This is a genomic window from Cupriavidus sp. FW216-B1 (assembly GCF_058789195.1).
This window is the reverse complement of record NZ_JBYTEL010000001.1, coordinates 720,969-738,234: the sequence shown is the minus strand read 5'-3', so window position 1 is coordinate 738,234 and position 17,266 is coordinate 720,969. Positions and strand designations below refer to the sequence as shown.

General features: G+C 56.8%; 12 protein-coding genes and 5 pseudogenes. 11 read left to right on the top strand and 6 right to left on the bottom strand.

The window, feature by feature from the left end; translation table 11 throughout:
- Window positions 1-23 precede the first annotated feature (23 nt).
- Window positions 24-1,007, bottom strand: coding sequence for a Bug family tripartite tricarboxylate transporter substrate binding protein (locus tag AC3WXD_RS03135; RefSeq protein WP_043355363.1), 984 nt, complete (start codon window positions 1,005-1,007; stop codon window positions 24-26).
- A 94-nt stretch (window positions 1,008-1,101) separates the two neighbouring features.
- Between AC3WXD_RS03135 and AC3WXD_RS03130 the strand changes: the two genes are divergently transcribed.
- Together AC3WXD_RS03130 and AC3WXD_RS03125 are read left to right on the top strand one after the other, a co-directional pair.
- Window positions 1,102-1,749 carry an IclR family transcriptional regulator gene (locus AC3WXD_RS03130; RefSeq protein WP_043355366.1) on the top strand — a complete coding sequence of 216 codons (648 nt, stop codon included), beginning with the start codon at window positions 1,102-1,104 and terminating at the stop codon, window positions 1,747-1,749.
- Window positions 1,750-2,008: 259 nt separating this feature from the next.
- On the top strand, window positions 2,009-2,347 hold the full coding sequence (locus AC3WXD_RS03125; protein WP_373424146.1) for a DUF5615 family PIN-like protein: 339 nt from the start codon (window positions 2,009-2,011) through the stop codon (window positions 2,345-2,347).
- Between the two features lie 582 nt (window positions 2,348-2,929).
- Here AC3WXD_RS03125 and AC3WXD_RS03120 read toward each other — a convergent pair.
- Window positions 2,930-3,940 (bottom strand): annotated as a pseudogene (locus AC3WXD_RS03120) (IS110 family RNA-guided transposase).
- Window positions 3,941-4,155: 215 nt separating this feature from the next.
- Here AC3WXD_RS03120 and AC3WXD_RS03115 point away from each other — a divergent pair.
- The 5 genes and pseudogenes from AC3WXD_RS03115 to AC3WXD_RS03095 form a co-directional block, all read left to right on the top strand.
- Window positions 4,156-4,518, top strand: a pseudogene (locus AC3WXD_RS03115) (IS5/IS1182 family transposase); the annotation flags it as partial.
- 28 nt (window positions 4,519-4,546) lie between these two features.
- Window positions 4,547-5,008: a group II intron maturase-specific domain-containing protein gene (locus tag AC3WXD_RS03110; protein WP_224039293.1), complete on the top strand. Its 462-nt coding sequence runs from the start codon at window positions 4,547-4,549 to the stop codon at window positions 5,006-5,008.
- Window positions 5,009-5,229: 221 nt separating this feature from the next.
- Window positions 5,230-5,672 (top strand): annotated as a pseudogene (locus AC3WXD_RS03105) (transposase); the annotation flags it as partial.
- A gap of 121 nt (window positions 5,673-5,793) precedes the next feature.
- Window positions 5,794-6,426: a tripartite tricarboxylate transporter substrate-binding protein gene (locus tag AC3WXD_RS03100; protein ID WP_231108945.1), complete on the top strand. Its 633-nt coding sequence runs from the start codon at window positions 5,794-5,796 to the stop codon at window positions 6,424-6,426.
- Between the two features lie 124 nt (window positions 6,427-6,550).
- Window positions 6,551-7,573: a LacI family DNA-binding transcriptional regulator gene (locus tag AC3WXD_RS03095; protein ID WP_043355368.1), complete on the top strand. Its 1,023-nt coding sequence runs from the start codon at window positions 6,551-6,553 to the stop codon at window positions 7,571-7,573.
- 586 nt (window positions 7,574-8,159) lie between these two features.
- Here the strand turns inward: AC3WXD_RS03095 and bsrA are convergent.
- Window positions 8,160-9,074: a LysR family transcriptional regulator BsrA gene (gene bsrA, locus AC3WXD_RS03090; RefSeq protein WP_043355370.1), complete on the bottom strand. Its 915-nt coding sequence runs from the start codon at window positions 9,072-9,074 to the stop codon at window positions 8,160-8,162.
- A 165-nt stretch (window positions 9,075-9,239) separates the two neighbouring features.
- Between bsrA and AC3WXD_RS03085 the strand changes: the two genes are divergently transcribed.
- The 3 genes and pseudogenes from AC3WXD_RS03085 to AC3WXD_RS03075 all read left to right on the top strand — a co-directional run bounded on the left by AC3WXD_RS03085 (window position 9,240) and on the right by AC3WXD_RS03075 (window position 12,099).
- Window positions 9,240-10,385 (top strand): sterol desaturase/SRPBCC family protein, encoded by a 1,146-nt coding sequence (locus AC3WXD_RS03085; RefSeq protein WP_043355372.1) that lies wholly within the window; start codon window positions 9,240-9,242, stop codon window positions 10,383-10,385.
- Between the two features lie 42 nt (window positions 10,386-10,427).
- A pseudogene (locus tag AC3WXD_RS03080) lies at window positions 10,428-10,550 on the top strand (hypothetical protein); the annotation flags it as partial.
- A gap of 322 nt (window positions 10,551-10,872) precedes the next feature.
- The gene (locus tag AC3WXD_RS03075) at window positions 10,873-12,099 is read left to right on the top strand and encodes a hypothetical protein (RefSeq protein ID WP_043355374.1); all 1,227 of its coding nucleotides are present in this window, start codon (window positions 10,873-10,875) and stop codon (window positions 12,097-12,099) included.
- Between the two features lie 15 nt (window positions 12,100-12,114).
- Here AC3WXD_RS03075 and AC3WXD_RS03070 read toward each other — a convergent pair.
- Window positions 12,115-12,333, bottom strand: a pseudogene (locus tag AC3WXD_RS03070) (transposase domain-containing protein); the annotation flags it as partial.
- On the opposite strand from AC3WXD_RS03070, the gene AC3WXD_RS03065 reads away from it, so the two are divergent.
- On the top strand, window positions 12,281-14,014 hold the full coding sequence (locus AC3WXD_RS03065) for an SAVED domain-containing protein (protein WP_224039289.1): 1,734 nt from the start codon (window positions 12,281-12,283) through the stop codon (window positions 14,012-14,014). The pseudogene AC3WXD_RS03070 and the gene AC3WXD_RS03065 overlap by 53 nt on opposite strands.
- A 907-nt stretch (window positions 14,015-14,921) precedes the next feature.
- On the opposite strand, the gene AC3WXD_RS03060 is transcribed toward AC3WXD_RS03065, so the two are convergent.
- Both AC3WXD_RS03060 and AC3WXD_RS03055 read right to left on the bottom strand, forming a co-directional pair.
- On the bottom strand, window positions 14,922-15,674 hold the full coding sequence (locus tag AC3WXD_RS03060) for a hypothetical protein (RefSeq protein WP_137924358.1): 753 nt from the start codon (window positions 15,672-15,674) through the stop codon (window positions 14,922-14,924).
- 578 nt (window positions 15,675-16,252) lie between these two features.
- Complete coding sequence (locus AC3WXD_RS03055; protein ID WP_124684262.1) at window positions 16,253-17,260, bottom strand: ATP-binding protein; 1,008 nt, start codon at window positions 17,258-17,260, stop codon at window positions 16,253-16,255.
- Between the last annotated feature and the right edge of the window lie 6 nt (window positions 17,261-17,266).

The window sequence follows — 17,266 nt, the reverse complement described above, 5'->3', positions numbered from 1 at the left end:
GCTTCTTCCTTAAAGTAACTGACCTACTGCACGGTGATGTGCGCGGTACGAATGAGCTTTTGCCATTTCGCCGACTCCTGCTGGATGAATCGGCCGAACTCATCTCGTCCTGCGCCAGAGATGATTCCGCCGATGTCGCCAATCTTGCTGCGGACGTCAGGCATCTTGAGTACAGCTTGAATTTCGGCATCCAAACGGGTGACGATCGGCTTCGGCGTTGCGGCAGGTACCAAGACGCCGAACCAACCAGTGATCTGATAGTTGCTCAGACCAGCTTCAGTCATCGTTGGGACGTCCGGCAGCAACGGGGAACGGACAGCACTCGTGATGGCGAGTGCGCGAACCTTTCCGCCTTTTACGAGATTCAATGCCGAAGGCATGTTGTCAAACATGATCGGTACATGGCCTGCCATCGTGTCGTTCAGGCCGGGGCCGCTACCGCGGTATGGCACATGAACCATGCGCAGGCCCGCTGTCGAAGCGAACAGTTCACCCGCCAAGTGCAAAGATGTTCCGTTGCCAGGCGTTGCGTACGACAAGGGATTGGGCTGTTGCTTCGCGTACTGAACGAGTTCCTTCACCGATTTGACCGGCAGTTGCGGGTTGACCACCAGCAGGTTGGGAACCTCCGCCAGGAGCGTCACCGGCGCGAGATCTCGCGTGGGAGAAAAGCGAGCGTCGGGAGTAAGCGTGGGGTTGATGGCAATAGGACCAATATTGCCCATAACGATGGTGTATCCATCAGCGGGCTGTTTCGCAACATAGGCCGTGCCAACATCGCCCCCAGCGCCTGGCTTGTTCTCGATCACCACGGGCTGCCCGAGTCGTTCAGAGAGCTTGGCACCGACGATACGTGCCAGCATGTCAGTGGTGCCGCCCGGCGGATACGGCACGACCCACTTGATCGGGCGACTCGGCCAGGACTCGCTGGCGTTCGCAACAGATTGACCGGTCGCTGCCCAGCACCCCACCACAGCGGCGCTAAAGCCCAATATCCATCGTTTCATTCGTTGTCTCCTGACCTCAAGAAGCAGGTTGCATCTCAAGGGCACCTGGTTTATGATGTTCACTAGGTGAACTAGCGGTACACAGGGTGTACGAATGAAGAATAATAGATCGATCCAACGCTGTCTAGCGGTGCTGCGCGCTTTCCGAGAGAACGGGCGACCTACGTTGGCGGAGTTGTCGCGTGCCGTAGACCTGCCGCACCCGACCGTTCTGCGCTTTCTATTGACTTTGGAGGAGGAGGGATATGTCGCGCGCGAGGGCAACCAATGGCGCTTGACTACCCGAGTCTTCGAAATCGGCTTTGCTGCTTTGGAAAGTTTGGGAGTGACAGACTCGGTTCAGCAGATGCTCCAGCAACTGGCTGACACGTACGCAGGAACATCCAACCTGGGTGAAGCGAACCCCGACGGGGTGATCATTATTGGAAGGGCGATGGCACTCGCGGAACGCCGTCGCCTCGTGGTGATGAATCTCCGGGTTGGAAGCATCCTGCCTCCAAGTAGCGCGCTCACACAGGCGTTGACCCTCGGGGTCGGTGAATGGGCGATGGTCGAGTATCCAGAGAGCAATCAGATCTCAGTTGCAGTCCCGCTTGCTCGGGTTGGCAACCGCCAGCTGGCTATCGGGATTTCCACATCGCCAGCCGAGGCGACACCCGAAAGGATCGAGAATGAAATCATTCCAACACTTCAGAATGCCGCAGCGATGGTCTCAAGGCTTGTTGGGATGGGGCCAGCGTAGGGAGTTCGCTCATCGCCCCGGGTGCGGAACCGTCGACTGATCAACACGAATCTGCCCGCTTGGCCGCTGGGATCTGTCCGGCGCTTGCAATCGAGGTTCACGAGGATCTCTGATGATTTCCCGTGAGCACATCGTAGTCGTCGGGACACCCGCCGCCGGCATCACGGCATCACGGCATCACGGCGGCACGAGCGCTGCGGGCGCAAGGGCTGGCCCGGACGCCTTACTCTCATCGGAAAAGTAGGCGGCTTACCCTAGCATGGCGCTCATTGGACACGCCGACGAGGCCAGTTTCGCGACGGCTTGTGAAACGCGACGCATCATACTGACGCACGATTCTGATTTCTTGGATGATCAGCGCTTCCCATTTCACCGTAACCCAGGCGTGGTCGTTCTACTAGCTGCAACTGGCAATGGGACGCTGGAAATCGCATTAGCAGATCACTTGCGCATACTAACGCCCCGTACGGCAACGCCCATGTTGGCGCCAATATCTTCGCAACAGACGATCGAGAATGGACCGTCCGCAGGCATACTCGCGCCGAAGGAACGCACGTTGAAACCCGCATCAAGCTGCATCCAGGAGATGACGCCCTAATTTGGGAGTAGCGGAGGCGTACCTAGCTACGCAGACGATTCTGCGACATGAAAGTTGCCGGGCAGGATCAATCTTCGAAGCTGTTCTGATGCGTGGTGTCTGCGACACTGCCGCTTTGGCTGGCGGTCAACGTAAAGGCATTGAGATCTGGGGCCGCTCAGTAGCCAGTACTTTGAGCCCGCATCCGATACTCCAGATCAATGCGGCCACCTTGGTTGTCAGCGTGCTCGTACTGATGATGGCGCGACAACCCGGTGTTCTGGCGATGCACAACTGTCATAGTTGCTGCGGCGCGATCCGTCACTAGGGAATCGCCTTATGTGGACGCCTCCCGGATTGCAAGCCGATTGACATGGTGGTCGACAGGTGAAGGCAGCACGCCTATGTCCGGCCCTTTTGTGCAGGCCGCTCAGCCTGCTGGCCCATATGGAATTCGCTGGCGAGGTCCTCATCTGATCATCGAGCGTTGCTGCTCACATTCCCTATCGGGTTTTCCTCGCCCCGGTCCAACCTGTTAGCCATCATGCGATCAATGCTTGCGCTCCTTGAGAAGAAGTCAGTTCAGGCGGGCCACGCACCTGGCTATGCAGCCATGGCGGGTGCCGTGTATCTCGTATCCCTTGCTAGCACCGCCCAGATGGTCCGGGCGAGTTTGTTGGCTACGGCAGCCACCACTACATTGAAAGGACGTCGCTGAAGCAATCCGTCGAGCCAGGCGGTTCATGCGCCTTTGATGATCACCGATCTGGCGCCGTGTATGAGTAGGGTGCGCAGGTAGGTGTCACCTCGCTTGCTAATGCCAAGCTGGCGCACGTGACCACCGGTGCCCGTTTGTTTCGGTACCAAGCCTAACCAGGCAGCGAACTCACGCCCGGAGCGAAACGTTTTGGCATCGCCGATCGCAGCCACCGCAGCCGTGGCGGTTAGCAGCCCCACGCCAGGAATTTCAGCGATCTTCTGGCATTCCTGATTGTCGCAAAGCGCAACCTTGAGCCGACGTTCCAGCACAGCGATTTCCTTGTCGGTTGCCTGCACGCGTGCCCATTGCTCTCGTAGGCTGTCGATCAGTATGGCTGGCAAGCGATTCGCGATCTTGGCAAGCGCACCAGAAATTTTTTCGGCAAATTCCCGAGATCCTTCCGGAAGGACTTCACCAAACTCATAGAGTAAGCCGCGCAATGCGTTCGTCTGCATGATCCGGAACTTCATCAGTTGAGCCCGGATGCGGTGCAGCGCCAGAATGGTCTGTTGCTGCTCGCTCTTGATCGCAACAAACCGCGCCTCGGGCTGCTGGACTGCTGTCCAGATAGCTCTGGCATCGGCAGCGTCGGTTTTATTACGCAACACAAAGGGACGAACCGATCGCACAGAGATGAGCTTCACTTCGTGGCCGAGCTTCTGCAGTTCTCGTGCCCAACGGTGGGCGCTGCCGCAAGCTTCGATGGCAATGAGTGAACGCTCCCGCTGAGCAAGGAAGTCGGTGACCTGGCTCCGCTTCAACTTGATGCGCTCGATTTCACCGGTGTTGGCATTCACCGCATGAAGTTGGAAGACATGCTTGGCAATATCCATGCCGATGACGGTAAGCTTCATTTTGGATCGTCCCGATCAGGGTCGTTTGCAATCGACACCTCCACTTTGGCATAGGGATGCCATGGCAGCGAGGACCCTTACAGTTACTCTTGCAGGTAAGCGGCGCCCCGTTGCCGGGGGGAGGCGTCCATACCATCTGATTAAATCAGTGCGCGAGTCATCGAGGCATTGGGTGAGCGCGTTGTCATGAGCGTGTCCATGATTCAGGTCCTGTGATGAAGCGACAGATCAGTTTTGCGGAAGCGGAAAGTCACGGCAAGAAGCGTGTGACGCGCCGCCAGCGCTTCCTGTCGGAGATGGAGAGCGTGGTGCCGTGGGCGCGCCTGATTGCGGCGGTCGAGCCGTACTACCCCAAGGGCAAACGTGGCCGGCCGCCGATCGGCCTTGAGCGGATGCTGCGCATTTACTTCCTCCTGCAGTGGTACGGGCTGTCGGACGAGGCACTGGAAGACGCGCTGTACGACAGCATGGCGATGCGGGCGTTTGCCGGGATCGACCTGGCAGTCGAGGCGGTGCCAGACGCGACCACGCTGCTGAAGTTTCGCCGCCTGCTCGTCGAGCATGAACTGACGCGAAAGCCGACGGCTTCGGGAAGAGTTTGCCAAGTTGCAGGTCGAGGTCAATGAAGAGAAGAGTCGCACGGTGGATTTGGACTGCGGTGAGAGCTTTGGCTTTCTGGGATTCGACTTCCGTCGATTGCGCAGCATAAAGAGACAGGTGTGGCGAGCGCACTATACGCCCAAGTTGAAGAAACGCACGGCGTTGCTGCGCAAACTCAAGGAGGTGTTCAGGCGATACCAGTCGCAGCCGGTGGATCGGGTGGTGCAACTGATAAATCCGGTGCTACGTGGCTGGGTGAACTACTTCGCGGTCGGACACTCCAGTGAGTGCTTCAGCTTCATCCAGGACTGGGTGGAAAAGAAGGTCAGGCGCCATCTGGAGCGCTCCCGGAATCGTCGGGGCTTCGGCTGGAAGACGTGGAGTAGGCGGTGGCTCTATGACGAACTGAAGCTGTTCAACGGCTATCGGGTTCGTCGTCGACCATCGACGAAAGCGGCCCCGGCATGATAGGTCCCATATACCTTGACATGAAGCAAACAGGAAAGCGTAGTGCGGGAAAACCGCATGCTGCGTTTGACGTGGCGGGAGTTGGAAACGTGACTATGGTCGCCGGATTGCGGGCCATCGCGAAAGCGGTGGAATCACCACCGGCACCTGAAGGTGCGCGCGCCAGTTCTCGACCCTACCTTAGGGGGCAGTGGCGCAGAAATGCGCCGCTGCTACCCGACGTCGGCGTGGATGCGGCCTCTGGGCTGGTGCATAGCGTGGTGGGCACAGCGGCCAAGAGTCGGACGTGTCGCAGGCCCATGCCTTGCTGCATGGCCACGAGGAGCATGCGTTTGGCGACGCGGGCTACACGGGCGTGGACAAGCGCGAGGAGATGCAAGGCAAGACCGTGAAGTGGCAGGTGGCCGTCAAGCGCGGCAAGATCAAGGCGATGTGTGACGGAGCCGTCAAGGACTTGCTGATCGCCGTCGAGCGGGTCAAGGCACAGATTCGGTCGCGGGTTGAGCATCCGTTCCACGTTATCAAGAATCTGTTTGGTCATCGCAAGGTTCGCTACAAGGGCCTGTTCAAGAACACGGCGCAGTTGTTCAGCCTGTTTGGTTTGGCGAATCTGGTGTTCGCCAGGAGGCTGTTGTTGTCCTTAGAGGGGAGCAATCCGTCCTGAGCGCGCAAAAGCGCGACCAGGAAAGGTGCGAAACGCGAGAAAGACGGCTTGAATCGGCCCATCTCTCCCGGATTGCGAAAGCTGAAGTCCTTGGCTTGTGCAACATCAAGCGCAAACCTCATTGATCAGCAATTCCTTAGTGACAACGGTGCCGCTCATTATCGTCACAGCAGCAAATTCGCCAATAAAGGACCTGCGCCAACTAGTCTCGATGGCAAAGGCTAGGCCAGGGCAGATCACCTTTGGATGCGCCGGCAATGGTTCGGGCAGCCATCTGGCCGGGGAACTCCTTAGTACCATGGCTGGCGTCAAGATGAACCACGTTCCCTATAAGGGAGACGCGCCTTCGCTCACAGACGTGCTCGGTCAGCAGATCAATGTTGCCCTTCCCACCTCGCTCGCGGGAATGCCGCAAGTCAAGAGTGGAAAGCTCAGGGCGCTCGCGGTCACGAGCAAGACTCGATTACCGTCACTGCCCGATGTGCCCACGGTAGATGAAGCACTCGGGATAAACGGCTACGAAGCCGTTTCCTGGGGCGGGTTCATGGTCCCGAGCGGGACATCACAGGCCATCATTGCTAAGATGAACAGCGAGTTCAACAAAGCCCTTCAGGATCCGGAGGTCCGCGACAAGCTGATGGCTCAAGGAGCGCAGATCGCAGGCGGCACGCCTGAGGCGTTCAATGCGTTGCTTCGCGCCGAAGTTTCGAAGTGGAAGCGAGTGGCAGATTCAGCAAAGGTCCGGCTCGACTAGCCTCACCAGGGATGTCGATCCGTCTTCGGGAACCCTCCAACGACGGGAACTGCTTTCGACTACCAATCGTTACAATGGATGGCAGACGGCCGTCATTCCGGCTGAAGATAACATCTGACCCGATATGGTGAATGTCAAGCAAGTCGCCCTCCTCGCCGGCGTTTCCTCGGCAACAGTCTCCCGTGCACTGACATCGCCGGATAGGCTGCGACCTGACACGCTGGAGCGAGTGCAGAACGCTATTGCAAGCCTCAACTACGTTCCCTTCTCGGCGGCTCGCGAACTACGTCAGGGGCGCACGCGATCGGTGGGCATAATTGCGCCGACACTGATGAATGAACTTTACGCCAAAGCAGTAGATACCTTGGAGGCCCAGCTCGACCGGCTTGGATATACCGTTCTGTTGACTTGCCATCGGGACGACAGTGAGACCGAATTGCGCTGCGCCCGCGCCCTATTGGAGCGTAGAGTGGACGGGATCGCAATAATCGGTTCACAACATCATCCCGAAGTCTTCTCGCTGATACACAAGCACGCTATCCCGTATGTACTAATGTGGGCCGTGGACCGCGAAGGGATGCATCCGACGGTGGGGTATGACAACCGCTTGGCTATGCGCAGGCTAACCACCTACTTAGTCAAACAAGGACACCGGCAGTTTGCAGTGCTCCCAGGTCCTCTCGAAACTCAGTTTCTATCGTCTCAACGGCTTCTGGGGATCCGAGACGTCCTCAGCGAGAACGACATTTCCTTACCCGATAACCGCATTTTTCCGACCCCTTACGATGCATCTGCTGTGCGACAAGCGGTGCGCGTCTGCCTGCAGCGCAAGGACTTGCTGTTGCATCGGGAACAGCCGACCGCCCTGATATGCATCAATGACTTCATTGCTGTGGCGGCGATCGCGGAGTGCCGCACATTGGGACTTTCGGTTCCGAGCGACATCTCTGTCACAGGCTTCGGCGACTGGCAGATGGCGGAACTGGTAACACCCGCGCTAACGACAGTGCACTCGAATCCCGTTCTGATTGGCGAGCTTACTTCGCGCAACTTGATTGAGCAGATCGAAGGAGGAGCCAAAAACATCCAGACCGAGTTCGAGCCTGACCTAGTAATTCGCGAAAGTACTGCGCCACCTCGACAATAAATGGCGGCCTCAAATCAAAAGTGCAACACCTTGCCATCATGCATTACTGTCCTGATCGTCCCAAGGCTTCCCATAGCCGCATGATTTCGCGAGCCTTGGTCTGACGGTCGATGACGTTGAACGGTCTTCCATCGAGGCCCATCGCCTCACGAGGGAATTCCGCACATCCTGCTGGTGCAAGTTGGACGATCGAGATGCCCTTTCAAAACGGCATAAAGCTGCCTTGCGGCAGCGACGCATTCTTGTGGCGTTGTTGCTTGTGACACGACCCCGGTCCCCTTTGATGCAGTGGGTAGGATTTTATCGCGCGAGACCTATGTGCCACACGAGCAAATGGGGCACGAAGCAACTGTAGGCGCAGGCAGGACATGGTTCCAGATGGATCGCGGCGATCCAATCGGGTTACATGGCGGTTACATAGACCGCAAAATGCACAAGGGTTTACAGGAAAACCCCTGTAAACCCTTGATTTTATTGGTGCGGCTGCAGGGCTCGAACGCGCCGCCCGATTTCCCGACACAGCGCAGGCAGCGCCACTATGGATTCAAAGATCCATCGCGCAGGCAGCCCAATGAGGCCCGCCACATCAGCTCGATTCGGTCTGTGCAACTTGCGCAATTTGCTCCTTCAGCCATTGCAGACCAGACATGTGTTGTTGTTGACGGTGCCATATCAAGCTGACCTGCACCGCAGGCGTTTCGAAAGGAAGCTCCGCGAGCTGCAAGCCATAGTTGTGCACGAAATGCCTGGCCAAGTGCCAGGGCACGGTACCCAGCAAATCGGTGCTGGCGACGATGGCTGGAATGGTCAGGTAGTGCGGAACTTGCAACTGCACATGGCGCTGCACTTTGGCCGAGCCCAGGACGATCTCGAGCGGACTGCCGCGGCCGGCTCGCGGCAAGAGCGAGACGTGCTGTGCGGCCAGATACGCCGTCTTGTCGAGGCCTTCCCTGAATGCAGGGTGGCCCGGTCGGCCGATAACTGCGAGGCGCTCTTCGTGAATCGGTTGGTAGAGCAAATCGGCGTCGTCGAAGTACAGGTAATCAATCGCCAAGTCCAGATCTCCGCTGGCCAGTCGCTGCGGGATCAGGGCACCTTCGTCCGACAGTACCTGCAGCTTCACCTGCGGCGCCAGCGCCATCAGCCGGGTCATCAGGCTCGGTAACAGCCGTAGCTGCCCATAGTCATTCATCGACAGTCGGAAGGTTCGCTCCGTGTCCGGCTGAAAACTCTCTTGAACGGCAAGCCCTGCCTGCAGCAAGCGCAGGGCTTGCCGTACCGGCACGTGCAGCGTCATCGCCCCGGCAGTGGGCTCGAGTCCCTTAGCGGTACGGCGGAAAAGAGGTTGCCCCAGTTGCTCGCGCAGACGACTGAGCGCATTGCTCACCGCCGGCTGGCTCTTGTGCAGTCGCTCGGCCGCGCGTGACAGGTTGCGCTCCTGCATCAGCATGTCGAACACGAAGAGGAGATTGAGATCAATCTGCTGCAAATTCTGATTCATCAATAATTCTCATCATCAATATCCATTGGAATGAAAATGATCGCACCAATAGACTACAACACCAAGCGACCTACTGGCGCCAGACGTCAGAAAGGTCCGCGGGGGCTTGGCGGAACTGGCCACGTATCGCGAGCCCGACAGCGCAACAGTCTTTGAGAGCCGATCATGTCTTTTGATACCCAAACCTTCCGGAAGAAATACCGGGCGAACATTTCGCCTTACTACAACCCCTGGCTGCATGCTGGCTTCGTTCTTGTTTTCGGCGTGACCTTGATCCTCTTCTTGCTGAACAAGTTGGACCACGTCAGCGCGGTGGAGTGGCTAACTGTGCCGGCCACCTTAATTTTCTACAGCAGTGGCGAGTACCGCACCCATAAGGGTCTCGGGCACAACAAGAAGCGATTCGCGAAGGCGTTCTACCAGCGCCACACGGGCGACCATCATAGTTTTTTCGCAGATGACCAGATGCGCTACGAGTTCGCCAAGGACTGGCGGGTGATTCTGTTCCCGGCATGGCTGATCGTTGTCTACAGCATTGGCGCGCTGCTCGCTTGGTCGATCATCGGCCTGGTCAATGCGAACGTCGCTGCGCTGTTTGCCGCCACGCTACTGGGCGGCTATCTCAGCTACGAGATCTTTCATGCCTGCGAGCACCTCCCGCCGCAGAATCCGATCTGTCGCCTGCCGTGGATTCGCCACATGCGGCGGTTGCATGAGTTGCATCACCGCCGTGACCTGATGCAGACCAAGAACTTCGCCGTAGTGTTTCCACTGTGGGACTGGATCTATGGAACCCTTCATTGGGAGCCCGAAGAAGCAAGCGAGAGCCTGGTCCCCACCGTCAAGATGCAGCATTCCATTGATATCGCCCGGACGCCAAGCCAGGTACTGGCCTACGTGAGTACTCCGCTTCGTTGGCACGAGTGGCATCCTTACCACGTAGCGATCACCGGGCAGGGAGGGTCGCTGCCGGTTGGGAGCCACTTTGCGTACGTCGGCGGCCGTGCAGGCAAGTTGCAGTGGGAAGTCGTGGAAAGTCTTCCGGATCGGCTCTGGCGAACCCGGGCCCGTGGCAACCGGGGTCTTGAGATGTTCGTCACGTATGAGTGCATCGGCACAGCCACTGGCACGCGCTTCGTGCGGACGCTGGAGTATCGGTTTTCCAGTGTGGTGGCCCGCATGGCTGATCGGCTGGTTTTGCGTAAGCGAATTGAGCGCGACTCTGTTGCCTTGCTTCACAAGCTGCGCAGCGTCTCCGAGAGTGTTCTTCCCGCGGCAGAAACGGATTGTGCTTCCAAACAGGCGACATGAAGGGCATGGGGGCATGCAGGCTCCACCGCGCGTGTCAGGCTGCAATGGAGCAATGGCCAGACGGAGGGTCATGTCAACAGGCTCAAGCTCCTCAAGCGCCAAATGTATGGCCGCGCCAATATCGAGCTTCTGCGGCTGCGGGTTGTTACGTCCCGCGCAATCTGAGGTTTGGGGAGGGCCGTTTATCCCGCGAACGGCTGGGGCGATTTTCTGAACATCTCCGCAATCAGCGCGAGACGCAACGGACATAAGGAAGGCCAGTACTGCTCTGATATCGTGCGATGTTTTCCAGGCGCCACACGACAACCAGAACAGACTGGCCTATGCATCGCATTGTATTTGCGTTTCTCACGCTCGAACAACATCTTCTCGCTATCCGTTGGAGAGCGTGCAAAGGTTGGGGAGGACACCAAGAAAGTGCCGCTTAGGCACCGCGCCGGTTGTATGTGAACTAGGCTGATCGGTATCGCAACGGTGGGAGCAAGCCATGCGGTTGATCATCGAAGCCAGGTTGGCGGACGAGGGCAGCGATATTGGCCATGCCGGTGAGGGCGTTTTGGCAGTGATCGAGCGCCGTGACGGTAGTCTTGCGGATCTGGGCCTGACCCTCGCGGAGGGCCGCTCGCTGTTGGCCAAGGTTCAGACCGAGCTGGTTTCGAAACAAGTCGCGGGATGGCTTTCGGGCCAGACTCATTGCAGGAGTTGCGGGGCGGCTTTGAGCCACAAGGACCAGCGCTCGACGGTGGTGCGCACGGTGTATGGCAAGGTGATGGTGAACAGTCCGAGGCTGTGGTCGTGTGCTTGCCAACGGACTGTGCCGACGCCACGATCCGTGATCCATCCCTTGTCTAAAGCGCTGACTAATCGCGCCACGCCAGAGCTGGAATACCTCCAGGCGAAGTGGGCAAGCCATCTGCCATATCGGCAGGCCACGGCGATGCTGAAGGAAATACTGCCTCTGGACAAGGGCATTTCGTTCAGCGGCACTCGAAATCGGATTCGTGCTATCGGAAAGCAACTCGACGCTGACATCGAGCGTGATATTGCGAAGCTGCCCCCTTTCGACGGAGGCGTCCAGGTTCGCGAATCCAGCCATGTCGCGACCGTGAGCGTTGACTCGGCGTGGTTGCGGCATTGCGACTCGGTGAGGGGCCTTGGCCGACATGTCAACCTCATCGCTGGACGAGCGACGTTCACCGACAGGCCGCCAAAGTTCTATGCCTATGTGCACCGGGAAGTTACCTCGGCAGTAGCGCGGCTGGATCAATTTCTCACTCGAAACGGTGTGGCGACCGACGAGCGCGTTACCGTGATCAGCGACGACGCCGGTGAATTTGAGAAGACCATCCGGGGCAGTCAGCTCGCACGCGGCAGGATTCTCGATTGGTTCCACATCGCTATGAAGTTCAAAGCGGCGCAGCGTTCCGTGTTCGGCAGTAAGGTTATCGATTCACTGGAACGAGAGTCGATAGAGACCGAAATCACGCACGCCAAGTGGCTCGCGTGGCATGGCAAGGGCCGCAAAGCGTTGGAGCGCATCAAGGCATTGGACGCGCAGCTCCTGACCAGAGCGGGGTATGAATTCAGTACGCTGTGGTGGAATCTAGATAAGGTCTGCGGGTACCTGCGGAGCAACGCGTCTACGTTGGTCAACTATGGCGCCCGGCATCGAAAGGGCTTGCCCATCGTAAGCGCCAGTTTCGGCACACCTTGAGTGCGACGAGCGTATTCAGGCAGGATGCGGCGGGGCGGCTTTCGGCGGGGCGAAGCTGAACGGCAACAGGTCGCTGATGTCGGCGTCTGGCGTTCGCTGTGGCAACTCTGTGAGCACGTGGAGCAGATAGGCATATGGCTCGACGTCACAGGCCCGGCACGTCAGCATCAGGCTATAGATCATGGCGCTTGCCTTGGCGCCGGCCACGGTGTCTGCGAAGAGCCATGCCTTTCGATTATGGAAGCCCTTCCATAATCGAAATTATCGTAAGTTCGCAATTATGGAAGCTTCGCGGGAGCTATATCGAACGAACACGCGTCGATCCATGCCGCGGCCCTGCATTTGCTGGGCTACGGCATCGATGCGGATGCATGTCCCGCCGCGCGTCAGCTATCGACTGCCGATAACTAAAGCGCCTGTGCGTCGGGACGGCGACAACTTCCAGGCCCGGATTTTCTGGCGCAAGGCCGTTTGCCTGCTTGACCCTAACAGCCCCGTCATTCGCGTGGGTTTCGAATCCGGTCCCAAAGGCTTCGACGACGTATGGGTGGAATATGACCCCAGCCGTGCACCAAATGACCCAGAAGGAAAACCAATCCTGCGGGAGTACACGCAATGCAAGTGGCACGTTTCGGTAAGCGACTTCGGACATAGCGACCTCATAGATCCCGAGTGGATCAACGCCAATCGTTTTTCCTTTCTTCAGCGGGCCCGAAATGCTCAGCACGCCCACGCGAAAGACGGGATCGGGGTCCGATTCAAATTGCTAACCAACTGGCGGATCGCGCAGACCGACCCGCTCCGACCCCTTATCCATCAGCGTCACAAAGCCATTCGCCTGGAGCAGTTGTTTGGCACGAAGACCGATGCGTCGGCGACAGGCCGGATCCGGAAACTGTGGCGGGAACATCTGGGCATCGACGATGCCGAATTGCGTCTACTGGCCCGCACGCTTTCGCTCGACACCGACTCCACATCGCTGGATGACCTCCGCGAACTGTTGGACATGCACTTCGAGAACCGGGGACTGCTTCGCATACCGCTGAACGAGAGTAGCTTCCGGTATGACGACATCGTCTTCCAATGGCTCGCCCAGGGTCGCCTCGAGTTCACGCGGGACACCTTTCGGGACGCCTGCCAGCGCGAGAATCTGTTTGCGAAAAGGAACTCTCCAAGGACACTAGTGGGTGTCAAGTCGTTCGAGCACGCGTTCGACCGACTAGAGGAACGATGCAGCACCGTCCTGGACTTGATACCGTATTTCAACGATCGGGCCATTCGCGACCAGCAAGATTGGACCGGCAACCTGTACCCCGCGCTCAAGCGCTTTCTCATTGACGCGGCGCGCGAACCGCAACCGTTACTCCTGGCGCTAGACGCCCACTTGACGCTGGCGTTTGCCGCTGGGTCCGTCGTCAACATCAAGTCTGGACGGCACGTGGAAATCGAGCAGCGTACGATCGACCGGCAAAGCTGGAGCGCGACGGACACTTTCACCAATCCAGACTGGCCGACGTGGAACTTTGAAGTGGAAGACTTGACGTCAGAGTCAGGAGAGATGGCCGTGGCTGTTGCGCTCACCCACGATATTCCCGACGCGGTGCGCGGCTATATTGCCACCGCCTTGCCTGGCGTCAGCAAGCTATTAGTCGCGAAACCGTCGTGCGGATCGGGAGCGCAGTCGGTCGCAAGCGGCAGGCACGCTTTCGAACTCGCCGAAGCCTTGGTTCAGCGCATCAATATGGAGCGGAAGGACGTGAAACCTCCAATGCATATTTTTATTGCGGCGCCCAACGCCTTTACGTTCTTCCTGGGCCAGCGTCAGCCGGGTATGGGACGAACAACCTTGTATGAGTATGACTTCGAGGGCGCGTTTGGCGGCGGCTATCAAGCCTCCCTGACGCTCCCGACCTAGCACGCGCGTCAGGCATTGCCGAATGACTGGGCCGATGTGGCTTTGGTGTGGGACATATCTGGCGAAAGTGATGGCAAAAAGCTACCGAACGGTGAGCCACGTCGATGGCTGGACTGGCCTCCCGCAATACGAGATTCGCGACAACAAGGTCTACCGGGCGGTGTCCCATGTTAGCGGTTGAACTGGCCTGCCTCAGTATGAGATCCGTGGCGATAAGGTGTACCGTACCGTGTCGCATGCAGACAGCTGGAGCGCAGTTCCTCAATATGAAATCCGAGGCAACAAGTTGTATCGCACGTGCTCCCATGCACAGGGTTGGACCGGCTCTGCACAATACGAATTACGCTAGCGCAACCAGCGCGTACGCGGAGTGGCTCACGTCGCATGTACCGTCAGCTTTCTTAGAATCACTCGTATTGGAGCGTGCGGCGGCGTTCCAGCCATTGAAAGCGCCGATCAATGTCCAACGTTGGGTCAGTTGCCGAGAGTTGATCGGGCACTCGGCCTACTGGTCGGTATGCCCTGGAGAAGCTGGCCCGCACAGAATCCATAACAGTTCGAGGCAAGACATCGCTGCCGATCGGGTGACATTCGCTACCTCCGGAACTAGTTTTCGTTCCAGCCTGCCTCCAACGAAAACAAAGTGATGGCGGATACCCGCCAAGGAAGCTCGAAACGCTGCAGCGGCACTGACGCAAAGCCCGGCGAGTTCATGAGAAACGGCCGGACGTCTAAACTGTGCTTCCTTCGGCCACACAGCCTCAAATATCGGCCCGTTGAAGGTCCGACCACGCCCTCTCGGGATCATAAGGGGCGTGCTGGCTTTCCCGCTTTCAAGGTGCTTTCGCTGCTGGCGAGTTGGCGCATGACTCCGACCACCACCGTGCGATGCCCGATTTCAGATTTCTTACGCAGAAATGCGGGGAAGATTCGGCAAAGGCCGAAACGGAGCCAAAGGCATTCCCACGGGCATCCGGAATACTACGACTCCCCGCTCGACAGTCTCCGAGTATTGATGGGCCATGACGACACCTTGTACCAGTTCGATCAGACGATCCCATTTCACAAATCCGGAGGTCGCTGCTTCTCGAATCGCACGATGCATTGTCGCATACGCCAATAGAATTCCTGCTCGGGTCGATGCTCTCGAGTTCTCGTCCCTGGAGAGAAACCATCCCAAATCTCTACTTGGCGACACCTGTTCTACTGCTGAATCAAGCGCGATAACACTATTGGCAGGTTGTTCCACAAAATAGCGTAGCAGCAGGTAGGCCTGTACTCGTGCATCCCCTGTGCTGACTTGTATTCCGTCGCCCTTCCTGAAGACGACAAATTGCTTCAGCGGAACCCTCCCGGAGCTCGCAATACCCGCAGCATAAGAACGCAGAAGCCGCAAAGTGCAGCAATAGACAACGCGTATAAGCTCGTCTTCGCGCCGTCTAATAGTAAACAAAGGCACGAATGACATATTTCCCGCCAAATGTCGTTGCCAGAACAGGGCTACGCCGTTGCATGATGGCCGTTCCAATATCTCCGGAGGCTTTGCCAGCGCACATGCAATCGCAAAGGCACATTCCGCATCCGCGGCCCATATTTCGACGTTGGAGTAGGCGATCCAACTGTCACCGCGAGCGGAGACATCCTCTACCCACTCATTCAACGTAGAGAATGCTTGTCGATATATTTTTACGTGGGTTCGATGTTCGTGGAGGTAGCTTTCGACAAAAACTCCTGGACTAAGGGGCGCCCCCGATAATGCACAGTGACATACCGGACAATGAAGCGCCTCTCTGAAGTTTTCCAAAATACCTATATCGGAGAGAAGGCTACTACACTTCATGCAACGATCATGTATATCAACATTGTGAATCGGGCATCGCGCTAACTTGCTACACTGAAACCAGATCGAGTGATATCCGGACTCCAAACAAACGGGACAAAATCTAAGGCGACTAGTAAAAATGGCGCCCAACAAATTTGAAACCTCCCCAGCCACCAGCGAACGCTCCTCTGGAAACCTAGTACTATTGAAGTTAACTCGCTCTATGACATGGCGGATTCGTTTCAGCTTGCCGAAAAAAGTCTGCGTGCGCGTGGGAAAATTCGGAGCATCGAGTAACCTCATTGCGGCTTGCATGCCAACTGCATTCAGCCAACACAACCGATGAAAATACCCGAATGAAGACTCATTTGGTATCGAATCTAATCCACCACCGCACCAGTGAGCGTCTTTCATGCCTAAGCTTGAGAGCAGTCTGGTCTATCCGTGGCATCCGGTTTTTCATCCCAGGCCGATTTAGCTGCAAACTTAGCGGCACTCTGCCAATCTTCCTTTGGAAACTCGAAGTTTGGGCAATCTTTATCCATACCCTTAAACGCTAAAAACCCAAGAGCATCGAAAATACGCCTCGAAAGCAATTTTCCATTTTGACTTGGTTCTGATATTTTATCGTCTCTTATAAGATGTACCTCCTTCATTGCCTGCCAAAATAAACTGGCTTGATTAGCTAGGCGAAAGCCAGAGGCATATCCGAGTGGAAAACAAAATTCTGTCCATGTTGGTCCAAAATCCGTCGGCCATCTTTTCACGTCGATCACCTCAAGCAGATCTTGCAGCTCTTCCAATCCATATCCGCTGAGTCTCAGCCGATGCCTAAAATACCGATCCAGGCAGCCTATTTGCTGCTCACTGGATAAGGTTCTGAATAATTCACGAATTTTTGGAGACTCGCCACAACAAATCACGACGAAATCAATCCTCACCTCTTCTAATTCATTATGCAGATCTTTGATAAAACCGAAATCTATAGGACGAAGGGCCTGCGCTTCGTCAACCAGCATCACAATTAGCTTCCAATTAGTCTCCAGTGCAGAAGCCACAATGTCATTAATCAATCTCCGACTTAATTCGTATGAATTTCCATCAAGAGCAGCATGATTAACCGTATAAAGCAAATCCCTCACAAATCCACCATGAGAAAATATTTCCCTATTTAAGCCTCTATAAGAGAGTACGTGAATTTCGCTGAGATCTCTTGGTAACCGCTCACGAAGGACATTCATCATGATGGTTTTTCCCTCGCCAGCGATCTCTTCTATGAAAAAACTTTGCCTGAGAAACAATAAAGTTCTGGCGTTGTCATAAAAATTCGATATCGGGAGTGTCCATAATGGTGATTCCGCTCTGCTCTTCTTGGATATAATCGGGTGCTGCAGCATTAATGCTCGAAGATGACCCTCATCCATTTCTTT

What these genes read in the sequence shown, in the direction of transcription:
- AC3WXD_RS03065 (WP_224039289.1), top strand. Translation starts at nt 12,281, where the DNA reads ATGGCGCTTGCCTTGGCGCCGGCCACGGTGTCTGCGAAGAGCCATGCC.
- bsrA (WP_043355370.1), bottom strand. Translation starts at nt 9,074, where the DNA reads ATGAATCAGAATTTGCAGCAGATTGATCTCAATCTCCTCTTCGTGTTC.
- AC3WXD_RS03130 (WP_043355366.1), top strand. Translation starts at nt 1,102, where the DNA reads ATGAAGAATAATAGATCGATCCAACGCTGTCTAGCGGTGCTGCGCGCT.
- AC3WXD_RS03135 (WP_043355363.1), bottom strand. Translation starts at nt 1,007, where the DNA reads ATGAAACGATGGATATTGGGCTTTAGCGCCGCTGTGGTGGGGTGCTGG.
- AC3WXD_RS03055 (WP_124684262.1), bottom strand. Translation starts at nt 17,260, where the DNA reads ATGGATGAGGGTCATCTTCGAGCATTAATGCTGCAGCACCCGATTATA.
- AC3WXD_RS03075 (WP_043355374.1), top strand. Translation starts at nt 10,873, where the DNA reads ATGCGGTTGATCATCGAAGCCAGGTTGGCGGACGAGGGCAGCGATATT.
- AC3WXD_RS03095 (WP_043355368.1), top strand. Translation starts at nt 6,551, where the DNA reads ATGGTGAATGTCAAGCAAGTCGCCCTCCTCGCCGGCGTTTCCTCGGCA.
- AC3WXD_RS03125 (WP_373424146.1), top strand. Translation starts at nt 2,009, where the DNA reads ATGGCGCTCATTGGACACGCCGACGAGGCCAGTTTCGCGACGGCTTGT.
- AC3WXD_RS03085 (WP_043355372.1), top strand. Translation starts at nt 9,240, where the DNA reads ATGTCTTTTGATACCCAAACCTTCCGGAAGAAATACCGGGCGAACATT.